Source organism: Frankia sp. AgKG'84/4, from assembly GCF_023242965.2.
Classification (GTDB): Bacteria; Actinomycetota; Actinomycetes; order Frankiales; family Frankiaceae; genus Frankia.
The window spans coordinates 1-13,183 of record NZ_JALKFU020000095.1; the positions used below are offsets into that span (position 1 = coordinate 1).

At 73.0% G+C, this 13,183-nt stretch carries 13 protein-coding genes; 5 read left to right on the forward strand and 8 right to left on the reverse strand.

What is annotated here, in order from left to right; all coding sequences use genetic code 11:
* A partial coding sequence (locus MXD58_RS08935; protein WP_250609192.1) for an aldehyde dehydrogenase family protein occupies window positions 1-1,503 on the reverse strand: 1,503 nt, incomplete at its 3' end.
* Window positions 1,504-1,766: 263 nt separating this feature from the next.
* Here MXD58_RS08935 and MXD58_RS08940 point away from each other — a divergent pair.
* Window positions 1,767-2,675, forward strand: coding sequence for a LysR family transcriptional regulator (locus tag MXD58_RS08940; protein WP_248837755.1), 909 nt, complete (start codon window positions 1,767-1,769; stop codon window positions 2,673-2,675).
* A gap of 102 nt (window positions 2,676-2,777) precedes the next feature.
* Here MXD58_RS08940 and MXD58_RS08945 read toward each other — a convergent pair whose 3' ends face one another.
* Window positions 2,778-4,091 (reverse strand): thiamine pyrophosphate-dependent enzyme, encoded by a 1,314-nt coding sequence (locus tag MXD58_RS08945; RefSeq protein WP_248837756.1) that lies wholly within the window; start codon window positions 4,089-4,091, stop codon window positions 2,778-2,780.
* Between the two features lie 370 nt (window positions 4,092-4,461).
* Between MXD58_RS08945 and MXD58_RS08950 the strand changes: the two genes are divergently transcribed.
* Complete coding sequence (locus MXD58_RS08950; protein WP_248837757.1) at window positions 4,462-4,806, forward strand: protealysin inhibitor emfourin; 345 nt, start codon at window positions 4,462-4,464, stop codon at window positions 4,804-4,806.
* A gap of 301 nt (window positions 4,807-5,107) precedes the next feature.
* The gene (locus tag MXD58_RS08955) at window positions 5,108-6,322 is read left to right on the forward strand and encodes an RtcB family protein (RefSeq protein WP_248837758.1); all 1,215 of its coding nucleotides are present in this window, start codon (window positions 5,108-5,110) and stop codon (window positions 6,320-6,322) included.
* A gap of 127 nt (window positions 6,323-6,449) precedes the next feature.
* On the opposite strand, the gene MXD58_RS08960 is transcribed toward MXD58_RS08955, so the two are convergent.
* From MXD58_RS08960 to MXD58_RS08985, 6 genes are all read right to left on the reverse strand, one after another.
* Window positions 6,450-6,713 (reverse strand): UBP-type zinc finger domain-containing protein, encoded by a 264-nt coding sequence (locus MXD58_RS08960; RefSeq protein ID WP_248837759.1) that lies wholly within the window; start codon window positions 6,711-6,713, stop codon window positions 6,450-6,452.
* 177 nt (window positions 6,714-6,890) lie between these two features.
* Complete coding sequence (locus MXD58_RS08965; protein ID WP_250609193.1) at window positions 6,891-7,571, reverse strand: 2OG-Fe(II) oxygenase; 681 nt, start codon at window positions 7,569-7,571, stop codon at window positions 6,891-6,893.
* 65 nt (window positions 7,572-7,636) lie between these two features.
* Window positions 7,637-8,194 (reverse strand): methylated-DNA--[protein]-cysteine S-methyltransferase, encoded by a 558-nt coding sequence (locus MXD58_RS08970; RefSeq protein ID WP_248837761.1) that lies wholly within the window; start codon window positions 8,192-8,194, stop codon window positions 7,637-7,639.
* Window positions 8,191-9,777, reverse strand: a complete 1,587-nt coding sequence (locus MXD58_RS08975; RefSeq protein WP_248837762.1) for an AlkA N-terminal domain-containing protein — start codon at window positions 9,775-9,777, stop codon at window positions 8,191-8,193. The genes MXD58_RS08970 and MXD58_RS08975 overlap by 4 nt, the downstream gene beginning before the upstream one ends.
* Before the next feature lie 70 nt (window positions 9,778-9,847).
* On the reverse strand, window positions 9,848-10,510 hold the full coding sequence (locus MXD58_RS08980; protein ID WP_248837763.1) for a GNAT family N-acetyltransferase: 663 nt from the start codon (window positions 10,508-10,510) through the stop codon (window positions 9,848-9,850).
* A gap of 46 nt (window positions 10,511-10,556) precedes the next feature.
* Window positions 10,557-11,480 carry an NAD-dependent protein deacetylase gene (locus tag MXD58_RS08985; protein ID WP_248837764.1) on the reverse strand — a complete coding sequence of 308 codons (924 nt, stop codon included), beginning with the start codon at window positions 11,478-11,480 and terminating at the stop codon, window positions 10,557-10,559.
* 139 nt (window positions 11,481-11,619) lie between these two features.
* Between MXD58_RS08985 and MXD58_RS08990 the strand changes: the two genes are divergently transcribed.
* Together MXD58_RS08990 and MXD58_RS08995 are read left to right on the forward strand one after the other, a co-directional pair.
* Entirely contained in the window at window positions 11,620-11,976 is a 357-nt protein-coding gene (locus tag MXD58_RS08990) for a hydrogenase assembly protein HupF (RefSeq protein ID WP_248837765.1), read from the forward strand.
* Between the two features lie 70 nt (window positions 11,977-12,046).
* On the forward strand, window positions 12,047-13,048 hold the full coding sequence (locus MXD58_RS08995) for a hypothetical protein (RefSeq protein WP_248837766.1): 1,002 nt from the start codon (window positions 12,047-12,049) through the stop codon (window positions 13,046-13,048).
* Window positions 13,049-13,183 lie beyond the last annotated feature (135 nt).

The following is a 13,183-nucleotide window of genomic DNA, read 5'->3' on the forward strand; positions in this document are numbered from 1 at the left end:
GGCGCGGCGGGCGCCGCCGTGGCGCAGGCGGGCGGCGCGGGCCACGGCGGCGAGTAGTCCGGGTGGGCGGCGGAAGGTCGTCAGGGTGGTGCCGGGCAGGGCCAGGCGGCGGGTGGCGACGGAGCGGGGCCGGGCGAACTCGCGCAGCCCCTCAGGTCCGTGCACCCGACCGAACCCGCTCTCGCCGCTGCCGCCGAAGGGCAGCCCCGGGATCGCGGCGAATGACAGCACGGCGTTGACGGACACCATTCCGGCGTCGAGACGGGAGGCGATCTCGTCACCGTGACGGCGGGAGAACACCGTCGCGCCCAGCGCGTAGGCGGTGCCGTTGGCGAGTTCGACGGCCTCGTCGACGTCGGCGACGGTGCGCACGGTGAGCGTCGGGCCGAACGTCTCCTCCTGCACGGCGGCGCTGTCCTCGGGCACGTCGACGAGCACGACCGGCTCGACGAACACCTCGCCCACCGACTTCCTCCCGCCGACCAGCGCGTACGCGCCGTGGGCGAGCGCGTCGTCGACGTGGCGGCGCACCACGTCGAGCTGGCCGGGCATCGTCATCGGGCCGTAGGAGGCATCCGGGCCGGCGCCCGGGTGGATGCCATCGAGGGCCCTGCGCAGTTCGGCGAGGAATGGTTCGGCGGCCGCCCGGGTCACGTAGACGCGTTCGACGCCGGCGCAGGTCTGCCCGCCGTTGGACATCGCCCCCCAGGCCGCCGCCCGTGCCGCCGCGCGGGTGTCGGCGTCGTCGGCGACGACCATCGGGTCCTTCCCGCCGCACTCGACGACGACCGGCGTCAGGGTCGACGCGCAGGCCGCCATCACCGCCCGCCCGGTCGCCGCCGACCCGGTGAACGCGATCTTGTCGACACCAGCGGCGCACAACGCGGCACCCGTCGCACCGAACCCGGTCACCACGCCCAGCACGCCGGCCGGCGCGTCCGGGTTCGCCTCGGCGAACGTCCGCGCCAGCCGGGTCCCCAGCGCCGGGGTGTGCTCGCTGGGCTTGAACACGACCGTGTTCCCGGCAGCCAGCGCGTAGGCGATCGACCCGACCGGTGTCAGGATCGGATAGTTCCACGGCCCGATCACCCCGACGACGCCCAGCGGCCGGTACTCCACCCGCGCAGTGTGATCGGCGAGGAACGGCCCTGGCAGCACCCGCCTGGTGCGCAGCACCCTCCGGGCCTGGCGGGCAGCCCAGCGGATGTGCTCCAACGCGGTCAGCAACTCGATCCGCGCGTCGGCGGCGACCTTCCCGTTCTCCTCGTGCAGCAACGCGACGAGTTCACCGTCCTGCCCGGCCAGGTACGCCGCCCAGCGCAACAGGCGCGCCCGGCGCTCGTCCGCACCCAGCTTCGCCCACCAACCCGCCGCCGCTCGCGCCCGCTCCAGCGCCGCCGCCACGTCGGCCGCACCGTGCACCGGGAACCGCCCCACGACCGCCCCCGTCACCGGATTCACCGAGACCAGCTCAGCACCGCGATCGCGATCGACGGCGGTCATGCGAAACACCCCAGCGCACGTGGCCGCAAAGCAGACCCCTTGATGATCACAACAGTGACGTCCCTGGCGTGTCGAGAGTAGTGCCGCCGTCGCCGACCTGTGTGTGGGTGCGCGGTGCGCGAAGGTCGGCCCTGGCCGGTCCTCGGGGTCGCTGGCGCATCGCCACGACGGTGGCGTCTGTCCACCCTGGCGTTCCGGTGGGGCCGAACGCCAGACGGACAAGTACGACTATCATTCGGCAGGGCCGAATGATCGGGATGTGCATGGAACTCTCGCTGTCCAGCTTGCGATACTTCGCGGTACTCGCCGAGGAGCTGCATTTCGGGCACGCCGCGGAGTCGCTGCACATCACCGCGCCATCGTTGAGCGAGCGGATCACCCGGCTCGAGGCGAGCCTCGGCGTCCGACTGTTCGTTCGAAACTCCCGGCGGGTGGAGCTGACAGACGAGGGCCGCGAGCTGCAGGGGCTGGTCGGTCCGGTGCTTCACGCCCACGACGACATCGTCGACTGGTCGGCGCGGTTGCGGGAACGGGCCGATCCGGTGCTGCGGGTCGGCATCGTCGCGACCGTGCCGGTGACGACTCCAATTCTCGCGGCGGCCCGCGAGCGGATCCCGGGGGTGCGCCTGGCGGCCCGCCGACTCGGCTTCACTGAGGGTGTGGACGCGTTGCTCCAAGGGCGGGTCGATGTCGCGTTTCTTCCGGATCCGCTGCCCTCGAGGCCGACCCGGCTGCGGAAGGTGCGGATCTGGAGCGAGCCGCGTGTCCTCGTCGTCGCTTCGGCCCATCCGCTGGCCGGGCGGCGATCCGTGCGGATCTGCGAGACCAACGACGAGACGTTCATCGTCGCGCCGGGCCCGGTCGATGTCGTCAACTGGTGGGTGGTCGATCCTCGCCCGGACGGGTCGTCGCCGCGCCGGGGCACGCTGGCGCGATCGGTGGAGGAGATGGTGGAGATGTGCGCGGCTGGGCTGGGGGTGAACATCGCGGCGGCCTCACTGGCGACGTACCACAGCCGCCCGGATCTGCGCTTCATCCCGGTGGAGGACATCGCGCCGGCGCAGACGGTGCTGGTGCGGCTGCCGGCCCCGGCACACCCGGGCGTCCTCGCGTTCGAGCGGGTGGCCCGCGAGGTCGCCGCCCGCCCCGGTGCCAGATCGCCAGACGTCTGACCGCGAACCGCCGGGATGGCGAAGCGGGGTTGACGGCCGCTGAGCGGTCCGCAACTCCCTACCGCCGGGTCGAACAGCGGTAACCAGGCGCGAGGGGCCTACCTACAGGAACGAGTCGCGGTAGGCGGTGAACCATTCGCGTTGGGCGCGCTGGTCGGGGGTCTCCTCGGCGCTGACGTGGCCGAACAGGGTGGCGGCGGGCGGCGGGTCCAGGGCGAGGCAGGCGCGGCGCAGGTCCGCGGCGGCGTCGTCGGCGCCGGTGCGAACCTCGTCGAACCAGCCGGCGGGCACGTCGCGGGCGAGCATGCGGCGCAGCCGTTCGATCGGGTCGCGGGCGGCCCAGGAGGCGACCTCGTCCGCGGGCTGGTAGCGGGTCGCGTCGTCGGAGGTGGTGTGCGGAGCCATCCGGTAGGTGCTGGCCTCGATGAGGACCGGGCCGCCGCCGGAGCGGGCGTGGGCGAGCGCCCAGCTGGTGACGGCGTGCATGGCGAGCACGTCGTTGCCATCGACGCGCAGGCCGGGGAAGCCGAACCCGTCGGCGCGCCGGGACAGGCGCACCGGCGACTGGCGGCTCGTCGGCGTGGAGATCGCCCAGCCGTTGTTCTGGCAGAGGAACACGACCGGGGCGCCGAAGCTCGCCGCCCAGACGAACGCCTCGTTCGCATCCCCCTGGCTCATCGCGCCGTCACCGAGGTAGACGAGCACGGCGGTGTCCCGCTCGGGGTCGCCGGTGCCGACGGCGCCGTCGAGGAGCACACCCATCCCGTAGCCGACGGCGTGCAGGGTCTGCGAGGCGAGAACGATCGTGTAGTTCGCCATGTTGTGGGCGTGGGTGTCCCAGCCGTCGTGACTGATGCCGCGCAACAACCGGAGCACCTCGGCGGCGGGAATCCCGCGATGCCAGGCGACGGCGTGTTCCCGGTAGCTGGGGAAGATGAAGTCCCGCGGGCCGACGGCCTGCGCCGAGCCGACCTGCGCCGCCTCCTGCCCGCGGCACGGGATCCACAGGACCAGCTCGCCCTGGCGCTGCAGGGCGGTCGCCTCCTCGTCGAGGCGACGCGCGAGCACCATGGACGCGTAGAACTCACGGCACAGGTCGTGATCGGCGAGCGCGGTGAAGCGGGGGTCGCTGACCCGGGTGCCGTCCGGCGCCAGCAACTGGATGCCGACGTCGGCGAGTTCGCCCGCCGGACGAGCGCCGCCCGACTGCGAGGACGGACCGGGCGGGCCCGCCTGCGCCGCCCGGCCCGGATGCCCGGCGGGGGCCGGGACAGTGCCTGGAACTGTGCCGGTGGTCCTGACCGCCGGGTCCGCCGCGGCAGCGGGTGACGGCGGCGCCACCGCGGCCACGGCGGCCGATGCCGACCGTGCCGTCGGCCGTTCGGAAATCGGCTCCGGTCGCTGCGCGACATCCATGCCGACTGTCCCTCCCAACCCGCAGGATCGCAGGACGTCCTACGATCGGAAACCATCGAAAATGGAGCGGTATACCGGCAGGACACTACGCGCTCCCGGTACAGGGAGAACGCCGGATCGCCGAACGACAATCACGTCGCACTCCTACCCGCCCGCGCACGGCGAGACCCCTGGGACGTCCGACCGTCGGATACCAGTGAAAAAATCCACCTCGATTGTGAACCGCCGGAGAACGGGCACTCAGGAAGGGCACCCAGCAGGTTAGGGAAATATTTCCTGCCGCATCCGGACACGCCACCGGCGGCTCTGCGCCGACGCACGATCGCGGACCGCCCCGCCCCGCCCCGGACGGTGCGGGAGAATGGCTTCCATGGCCGGCGAACCTGCCCGTGTGCGCGTGGCGCTGACCCGATCGGGCGGCCTGCTGGGCCGCCCGACGCGGCGCGGCCTGGACACGGCCAACCTGTCCGCCCAGGAGGCGACGCGGCTGCGCCACCTCGTCGAGAAGGTCTGGGACGGTGCCGCCGACGCGCCCGTGTCCGGCGTCGACCCCGGGCCCGGCGCGGACAGGTATACGCACGTTCTGGAGATCGACCGGGCCGGTGAGCGGTACGTGCAGACCTTCACCGAGGCGGTTCCAGCGCAGCTGCGATCGCTGGTGGACCTCCTGCGCGCGGCGCCCCGCCTGCCGCCTGGCGGCGCACCGCCGCGATGACCGGCACCGGACGATCCCGGTTGCGCGACTGGCGCGCGTTAAATTCATTCGCGTACCGGACACGGATCGGCCATCCTGCACATGGCGGCCAGACCAGCCGGAACCCGGGGAGGCGGCCGGCGAATCCGCCTTTCCACCGGCTTAGGACAGGACCGCAGCGCTCGACCCGGCGAGGTTGCGGCGCGGCGGCAATGCCCGTCCGTTCCCCTGTCCCTATCCGGCCCGACGCGTGGTCTTGACTGTTCTTTGCGGGACGCAGCGGCGTCCAGGACCATTTACATTTCAAGGGAGTGAACCGACTATGAGCCCTGTCGCGACGCTCGACACGGCCGCCCATCCGATCTGGCTGTGGACCCGGCCGGAAGACGTCGAAAGCACCGCGCTGGACCAGCTTCGCAATGTCGCCTCGTTGCCGTACGTCCACCATCACGTCGCGGTCATGCCCGATGTGCACCTCGGTTACGGGGCGACCGTCGGCTCCGTGATCGCGCTGCGCGATGCCGTGTCGCCGGCGGCGGTCGGCGTCGACATCGGCTGCGGGATGGCGGCGGCGCGCACCAATCTGAGGGCCGAGGACCTCCCCGATGACCTCGGTGGCCTGCGTAAGGCACTGGAGGCGGCGATCCCGGTCGGGATGTCGCGCCATCGGCAGCCGACCGACCGCGCGCGCGGCCAGGACGACCTGTGGTCGACGTTCGATGAGCTCCACCCGCGGGTCTCCGGCCGGCTGGACCGGGCGATGGCCCAGCTGGGAACGTTAGGTTCTGGCAACCATTTCATCGAGGTCTGCCTGGACACCGACGGCGCGGTGTGGATCATGCTGCACTCCGGCTCCCGCAACATCGGCAAGGAACTCGCCGAGGCGCACATCGCGATCGCCCGCACGCTCGAACACAACGCGAGCCTGCCCGACCCGGACCTGGCCGTGTTCCTCGCGGGCACCGAGCAGATGCGGGCCTACCGCCATGACCTTGACTGGGCCCAGAGCTACGCGCGGCGCAACCGCGACGCGATGCTCGCCGCCGCGGTCGACGCGTTGCGCACCCTGCTGCCCGAGCTTCGTGTTCCGACCCCGCCGACCGACGGGCCGCACGCCGGCAACCGCGAGTTCGCGCTCGTGAACTGCCATCACAACTATGTCGCCGCCGAGCACCATTTCGGCGCGGACGTCTTGGTCACCCGCAAGGGTGCCATCTCCGCCCGTGCCGGCGAATATGGCATTATTCCCGGCTCGATGGGCACGCGCTCCTACCTGGTGCGTGGCCGGGGCAACCCCGATTCGTTCCATTCCGCCAGCCACGGCGCCGGACGCACGATGAGCCGCAACAAGGCCCGTCGCACGTTCACCGTCGCCGACCTCGCCGCCCAGACCCGCGGCGTGGAATGCCGCAAGGACCGGGGCGTCCTGGACGAGATCCCGGCCGCCTACAAGGACATCGACGCCGTGATCGCCGCCCAGGGGGATCTGGTCGACGTCGTCGCCGAACTGCGCGCCGTCCTCTGCGTCAAGGGCTGACCGTGGTGGGGCCGCCGAAACCCGGCGGTCCCACCCGTGTCAGCGGAATCGGACCAGCGCGGGTCGACCCAACCCAGCCCAGCCCAACCCAACCCGGCCAGGTCAGGTCAGGTCAGGTCAGGTCAGGTCAGACGAAGGTTTCGTCGACGTAGCACCAGCGCCAGTCCTCGCCGGGTTCGAACGAACGGACGATCGGATGGTCGTGGCTCGCCGCGTGGGCGCTGGCATGCCGCGCGGGTGAGGAGTCGCAGCAGCCGACGGAACCGCAGGTCAGACACAGTCGCAGATGCACCCACCGGCCGCCGAGGCGCAGGCATTCACCGCAGCCCTCGGGCGTGAGCGGCTCCACGTCGCGGATCTCGGTCAGGTGGGGGTCCTGGATGGTGGTCATCGATGCCTCCAGTCACGGCCAGGGGGCCTGGCCCGATCGCCTGTGCCGCCACTTCGGACTATGCACCACCCGAACGGCCCCCACACCCTCGTCCGCTCCGCGCCGAACTGGCCCGTTCGGGTCGGCCTGGCCCGTTCGGTCCCGCCACCATCCCCGGGCCGGGCCATGGCGCGCGGTTCAGGCGGCGTCGTGGAAGATCAGTCCCAGGGTGCGCCGCTGGCCCGAGCGGACGGTGCTCACGCCGTGGCGTACCGCCGTGGCGGACCAACCACGGGCGGAGGGCACCGGTCTGTCGCGGGTGGTGAAGACCAGGGCGTGCCCGCGTGGCAGAACCAGGGCTGTGCCCCGGGACTGGGCGCGAGGCCGCTGCTCGACGAGCAGGAACTCACCGCCGGTGTAGTCCGCTTCGGGGGTGTCAAGGCCGATCACGACCTGCAGCGGGAAGATCAGCTCGCCGTAGAGATCCTGGTGCAGCGCGTTCCAGTCCCCGGCTCGGTAGCTCAGCATCAGCGGGGTGGGCTTTCGCTGGTCGGCGCGATGGCAGGTGGCGAGCCAGGCGTCGAGAGTGTCCGGCCAGGGACCGGGGCGACCCAGGCGGGCGGCCCAGCGCAACGCCACCGGTCGCAGCAACTCGTAGAAGGCGGCCCGCAGCTCCTGGACCGGCGCGGGAAGCGGATGGTCGAAGTAGCGGTACTCCCCCGCACCGAGCCGGTGGCGGGCCATGTCGACGGTGGCCCGGAACCGGGCCGGCTCCGCGAGCAGGCCCGCCAGCCGCTGGCAGTCCGCGCTGGTGAGCACCGGCCCGGTCAGGGCATGGCCGGCCTCGTCCAGCCCGGCGCGGACCGCCTCGGCGTCCACGGTTGACCACGCGGCTGGGATGGCCGACCACGCCTGCTGGTTCTCGCGTGCCCCGGCCGGGCCACTCACGGTCTCACCGGCCGGGCGCGGCGGTCCGAGGGCGGGGCGGCGAGCTCCAGGGCGGGTGGGAGCGTCCCCTCCAGGCGCAGCAGGAACTCCTTGCGGTCGAGACCGGCCGCGTAGCCGCGTAGCGCTCCGTCCGCGCCGATGACCCGATGACACGGCCGGAGAAGCAGCAGCGGGTTCGCGCCGACGGCCGTGCCGACGGCCCGGGCGTCCGCCGGGCCGGCGCCGATCCTGGCGGCGAGCTGGCCGTAGCTGATCGTCGTGCCGTACGGGATCGCCTCCAGCGCGAGCCACACCCGTTCCTGGAAGGCTGATCCGCGGGTGCGCAGGGTGAGATCGAACGTGCGCAGCTCGCCGTCGAAGTAGGCGCCGAGCTGGCGGATGACGTCGGCGAACGGTTCGCGCGCCTGCCGCCAGTCCGGTCCGGGGGTCACCGCTGCGCGCTGGCGGGTCATGCTGAGCGCCATCAGTAGGAGGCCGGCGGTGGCCTCGTCGGGCTCGGTGCCCGCCAGCAGCAGCTCCCCGATCGGGCTGGGCATGGTCGTGTAGAGCTTCACCGGGCTGTCCCTTCTCCTGCTCCGGTCTGGCTGGTTCGCTCTCCTGATCCGGTGGTACTGGTCCCGGCCGGCGTGCCGGCCGCAGCCCACAGCTGGTGGGTGGCGTAGCTGCGCCACGGTGACCAGTGGGTGGACCTCCGCAGGTCAAGGCCGTGTCGGCGGGCCACCGAACGCAGTGCGGCGTCACCGGGGGGCAGCACGTCCGGATCGCCGAGTGCGCGCATCCGAATGTAGGCGGCGGTCCATGGGCCGATGCCCCGCACGCTCAGCAGCGCCGCCTGCGCCGCGTCGCGGTCGACGCCGACGTCGAGTGCGACGGTGCCCTCGGCGAGGGACCCGGCGAGCGTCCGCAGCGTCTCGCGCCTGGCCGCGGGCATCCCCAACTCGCCCAGCTCCGCGCCGGCCAGATCGTCAACGCGCGGAAACAGCCTGGTCAGGCCCCCACTTGGCGTCGGCAGCGGCTCGCCGCGGGCAGCGACCAGCGCCCTGCCGAGCCGTTGGGCGGCCAGCAGGGACACCTGCTGGCCGAGCACCGCCCGCACCGCGATCTCGTGCGGATCGACCGCTCCCGGCGTGCGCAGGCCCGGCCGAGTCCTCACCAGCTCGCCCAGCGTCGGCTCGGTCGCCAGCCGGTCGGCGACGGCCAGCGGGTCGGCGTCGAGATCGAGCAGGCAGCGCAGCCGCGCGACCGCCACACCAAGATCACGCAGGTCGCTCAGCACCAGCCGGCATGCCAGCGTTCCATCGCCGTCGGCGACGGACCGTTCGGCGACCTCCGCGATGCCGTGGCCGCGGGGCAGCCGCAGCGTCCGGCGGTACACGCGGTCACCGGGAGCGCCGACGATCTCCTCCACACCGGCCAGCGCACGCCGGCCGAGGAAATCGAGCAGAGCGGCGATCTCGAACGGCGGCCGGTAGCCCAGCCGCAGCAGGAGCCCCGCCCGTTCGCACCCGCCCGCCCCGTCCGAACGGGCCGCCCCGTCCGGTCGCGCCGCCCCGTCCGGACGGGTCAGGGCCGGCGTGGCCCGCCGCGAGCCGCGAAGCTCCCCCGGCGTGGCCGCGTAGACCGTTCGGATGGTGTCGTTGAACTGGCGCACGCTGGCGAACCCGGCGGCGAAGGCCACGTCCGCGGCGGGCAGGTCCGACGTCGCCAGCAGGGTTCTCGCGGCGTGGGCCCGCCGGACCCGGGCCAGCGCCTGCGGGCCGGCGCCCACCTCGGCGGTGAGCTGGCGGTTGAGCTGGCGCGGGCTGTAGCCCAGTCGGGCGGCGAGCCCGACGACTCCCTCCCGGTCGACCACGCCGTCACTGATCAGACGCATCGCCCGCCCAACCACGTCGGCGCGGACGTTCCAGTCCGCGCAGCCGGGCACCGCGTCGGGCCGGCAGCGGCGGCAGGCCCGGAAGCCGTCGCCGTTCGCGGCAGCGGCGGTGGCGAAGAAGCGGATGTTCTCGCGCTTGGGCCGCACCGCCGGGCAGCTCGGCCGGCAGTAGATCCCGGTCGTGGTCACGGCGAAGAAGAACGCGCCGTCGAACCGTGCGTCCCGGCTCGCCACGGCCTCGAACCGTCCCCGCTCCGTCGTCATGTCCCCAGCTTCGACGCCGCGGGCGAGGGATGCTGGCGGGAATCGGACGTCGATGCCGCCGGCGCCGGGCTCAGGACAGGGGGCGGCGCAGCACGGTGAAATACAGGTCGCTTCGCATCGGCTCCCCGAGACTGGGATCGTCATAGGGGAAAGGGCGGGTCTGCCCGGTCCGACGGTAGCCGCGCCGGAGATACCAGTCGATCAGCTCGGTCCGCTGGGCGATCACCACCAATTCCATCCAGCCCGCCGACCAGGTTCGCGCCGCGTGCCGCTCGGCCTGTGCCAGCAGCGCACCGCCGACTCCCGCCCCCTGCTCGGTGGGGCTCACGGCAAACATCCCGAAGTAGGCACCGACCGTGGTCGCCGCCGCGTCCGCATCGGCCTGGTCCGCGCCGCCTGCCGCCTCGCCCGTTCGGGCCAGACCGTGGTGGGAAAGCGGCTGTTCCTGCTGAGGCGGCAGGTCGACCCGCCGACTCACCTGGCAGCAGCCCACCAGGGCACCGGCGGGATCCTCGGCGAGCAGGATCTCGCTGTCGGCGACAGCCAGCAGGGCGCGCACCTCCCGGGTGTCCGTACGCTGACCGGCGACCAGGTCCGCCTCGGTGGTCCACCCCGCCCGGCTGGGCTCCCCCCGGTAGGCCGACTGCACGAGGGCCACGATCGCCTCCGCGTCGGCGCCGGTGGCGACACGAAACGTCAGATTGCCCGGCGCGGAGGGCGGAACCAGTGCCATCAGACACCTTCGGACGTCAGCGGAGTCACTGCCCCATCCTGGCTGCTCAGGCTGGGCGCTTCCGCAGCGGGGCAGGTTCGGACACCGCGGGCGCGTGCCGGCCGGACGCTCCCGCGACGTCGGTCGACGCCGCCGGGGAGCCGGTCATCGCCTCGGCCAGGCGGGGCAGCACCGAGGCGAGCGGCGCGTCGATGCGCAAGCTCGCGCGGCTGTCGCCGCGGGTCTGGCCCTGGTTGACGATCCCGACCGGAAGACCGAGCTCCGTCGCCCGCAGAACGAAGCGGTACCCGGACATCACCGTCAGCGACGAACCCAGGATCAGTAGCATCCGGGCGTTGTCGACCAGCTCGAACGCCCGCGCAACGCGAGGACGGGGCACGGTGGCGCCGAAGAACACCACGTCGGGCTCCAGCCGGCTGCCGCCGCAGTCGCGACAGTCCACCATGACGAAACGAGCGACCGCCTCCTCCGACAGGGTCACGTCACCGTCCGGATTGGCGAGTGCGCCGGTGACGTGGAAGCGGGGATTCGCCGCCCGCAGCCGGATATCAAGATCGCGCCGCGGGCTCACCTGGCCGCAGTCCGGGCACAGGACCCGGGCGAGGTTCCCATGCAGATCGATCACCTGCCGCGCGCCCGCACGCTGGTGCAGACCGTCCACGTTCTGGGTGATGACACCGGTGAGCAGCGCCGCCCCCTCCAGCTGGGCCACCGCTCGATGGCTCACGTTCGGCCTGGCCCGGGCGATCTGGCGCCAGCCGGCGTGGCTGCGGGCCCAGTAGCGATGCCGGGCGCCCGGCTTGCCGGTGAACTCCTGATAGGTCATCGGCGTGTGCCGCCGCAACTCCCCGTTCGGCCCTCGGTAGTCCGGGATCCCCGAATCGGTGGAGATCCCCGCGCCGGTCACCACCGCGACACCGCCCGCGGCGACCAGGGCGCACAACTCGTCGAAGGACGCGTCCCCGTCCATCCGTGCCACCGTCACATCCCCATGCTGCCCCAGCCAGTGCCGCCCGAACGGGGAACGCCGGGGCCCGTCCCGACTGGTGACCACACGACCCCGGTCGTACGGTTGGCCCCAACAGCCTCTCTCCAGCGGGGATGCGCCGATGAACACGCAGATCGGGCCGCACGGTGGGCCAGCGAGGACCGCCGCGGCCGCCGGGGACACGGCGAGCGCCGAACGGCTTGGCAGGTGGGAGGCCACCGCGGCGGCGGGCAACACCGGACCGCGGGCACCGCTGTGCGGCGCGGCGGGACAGGTGAGCCGCCGCCAGGACGTCGTCGAAGCGGAGGTCGTGCGCTGCCTGCCAGGCGGGCTCGCCCTGGTCCGGACTCCCGCCGGCATCGAGGAGGTCGGTCTCGGCCTCGTCGCAGCCCGTCCGGGTGAGCAGATCCTGGTCCACGCCGGCGAGGTGATCGGCCGGATCGGTGCCGGCGCCGCCCGCACGGGTCATGTCGAGTGAGGCGGGTCGCGTGGCGAACGGACCCGGCGGTCCAGCGATCAGGCCCAATCCGAAACGAAGGGTGAAGCCGATGAGGACGGTGGACGCGCGGCACGAGCGGGCGGTCGAGATCGCCGAGTCGGCGATCTACCGAGGTGCGGCGAGTCCTGGACCACCCGGCGGGGCGGACCTGATGGTCGGGGTGCTCACCCCACCGGCCTATGCGGTCGGCCATCCCGGGTACCGGGCGTACGCGTACGCGGAATGGCTGATCGACGCTGATCCCGGTGCCACGCTGCGGGTGCGGGTCCGCTGGCTGCAGATCGCGACCAGCCGGCTCCGAGGGTCCCGACCGGCCGTCCGGGAGGCGATCACCGCGCCGGGCGCCTCGACCGCGCTCCTCGACGTCGAGGAGCGCAGCGAGTTCGTTCCCCGAGAGGTCGCCGCGGACGTGCTGATCAGCGACCTGCTCGTCGCCCGGCGCCCGCAGCCCCCGGTGATCGGCGGCGGATGGTCACGCGGATGGCTGCCCCACCTCAGCGCCGCCCGACCGGACCCGTGGGAACCGGCCCACCCCGACGCGGGCCGGCGCCCCGTCGACACGATGCGGCTGCGCGCACCCTCCGGTCGGCGGGTGCGCATGGTCGAACGGGCGGACGCTCCACCGACGGGCGTCGTCTGGGACACCTGGTCCGCGCAGGCTGAGCTGCGGCTCAGCGCCGGGCCGGCGGTCGCGCAGGGCCGGCTCATCCGGTTGCGCGCCGCGCTCGTGAACACCTCCGGCTGGAACCCCCGCCTGGACGAGTACCTCCAGGGTTCTCCGCTCGACAGCGAAGGCGACGGACCGCGCGAACGGGCCCTGCGCCATGCGCTGGTGGGTGCGCACGTCATCGTGTCCACCGACCAGGGCGCCTTCGTCTCGTTGACCGACCCGCCCGGATGGGCCGTGGAGACGGCGCGCGCCTGCCGCAACGACGGCCTGTGGCCGGTCGTGATCGACGCAGCCGGCGGGCGGACCACGGTCCTGCTCAGCCCGGTCAGGCTCGCCGACGATCCCGCTGCGGCTCTCGCCGGCTCGTCCGCCCCCGGATGAGCCACGGCCGCGGCGTGCCGGGTCGCGGGTGATGGCCGGCGAGCGTCAGCCGTCCGCCCGGCTCTGTTCGGGGGACGGGAGCGGGGTCGCGGCGTCGCTCGACGCGCCGCCGGCCGGCTCGGCGCCACCGGATGG

Excerpts from the sequence above, each read along its gene's own strand:
- MXD58_RS08950 (WP_248837757.1), top strand. The coding sequence starts at position 4,462 with ATGGCCGGCGAACCTGCCCGTGTGCGCGTGGCGCTGACCCGATCGGGC.
- MXD58_RS08975 (WP_248837762.1), bottom strand. The coding sequence starts at position 9,777 with ATGACGACGGAGCGGGGACGGTTCGAGGCCGTGGCGAGCCGGGACGCA.
- MXD58_RS08980 (WP_248837763.1), bottom strand. The coding sequence starts at position 10,510 with ATGGCACTGGTTCCGCCCTCCGCGCCGGGCAATCTGACGTTTCGTGTC.
- MXD58_RS08940 (WP_248837755.1), top strand. The coding sequence starts at position 1,767 with ATGGAACTCTCGCTGTCCAGCTTGCGATACTTCGCGGTACTCGCCGAG.
- MXD58_RS08990 (WP_248837765.1), top strand. The coding sequence starts at position 11,620 with ATGAACACGCAGATCGGGCCGCACGGTGGGCCAGCGAGGACCGCCGCG.
- MXD58_RS08960 (WP_248837759.1), bottom strand. The coding sequence starts at position 6,713 with ATGACCACCATCCAGGACCCCCACCTGACCGAGATCCGCGACGTGGAG.
- MXD58_RS08955 (WP_248837758.1), top strand. The coding sequence starts at position 5,108 with ATGAGCCCTGTCGCGACGCTCGACACGGCCGCCCATCCGATCTGGCTG.
- MXD58_RS08995 (WP_248837766.1), top strand. The coding sequence starts at position 12,047 with ATGAGGACGGTGGACGCGCGGCACGAGCGGGCGGTCGAGATCGCCGAG.
- MXD58_RS08945 (WP_248837756.1), bottom strand. The coding sequence starts at position 4,091 with ATGGATGTCGCGCAGCGACCGGAGCCGATTTCCGAACGGCCGACGGCA.
- MXD58_RS08985 (WP_248837764.1), bottom strand. The coding sequence starts at position 11,480 with ATGGACGGGGACGCGTCCTTCGACGAGTTGTGCGCCCTGGTCGCCGCG.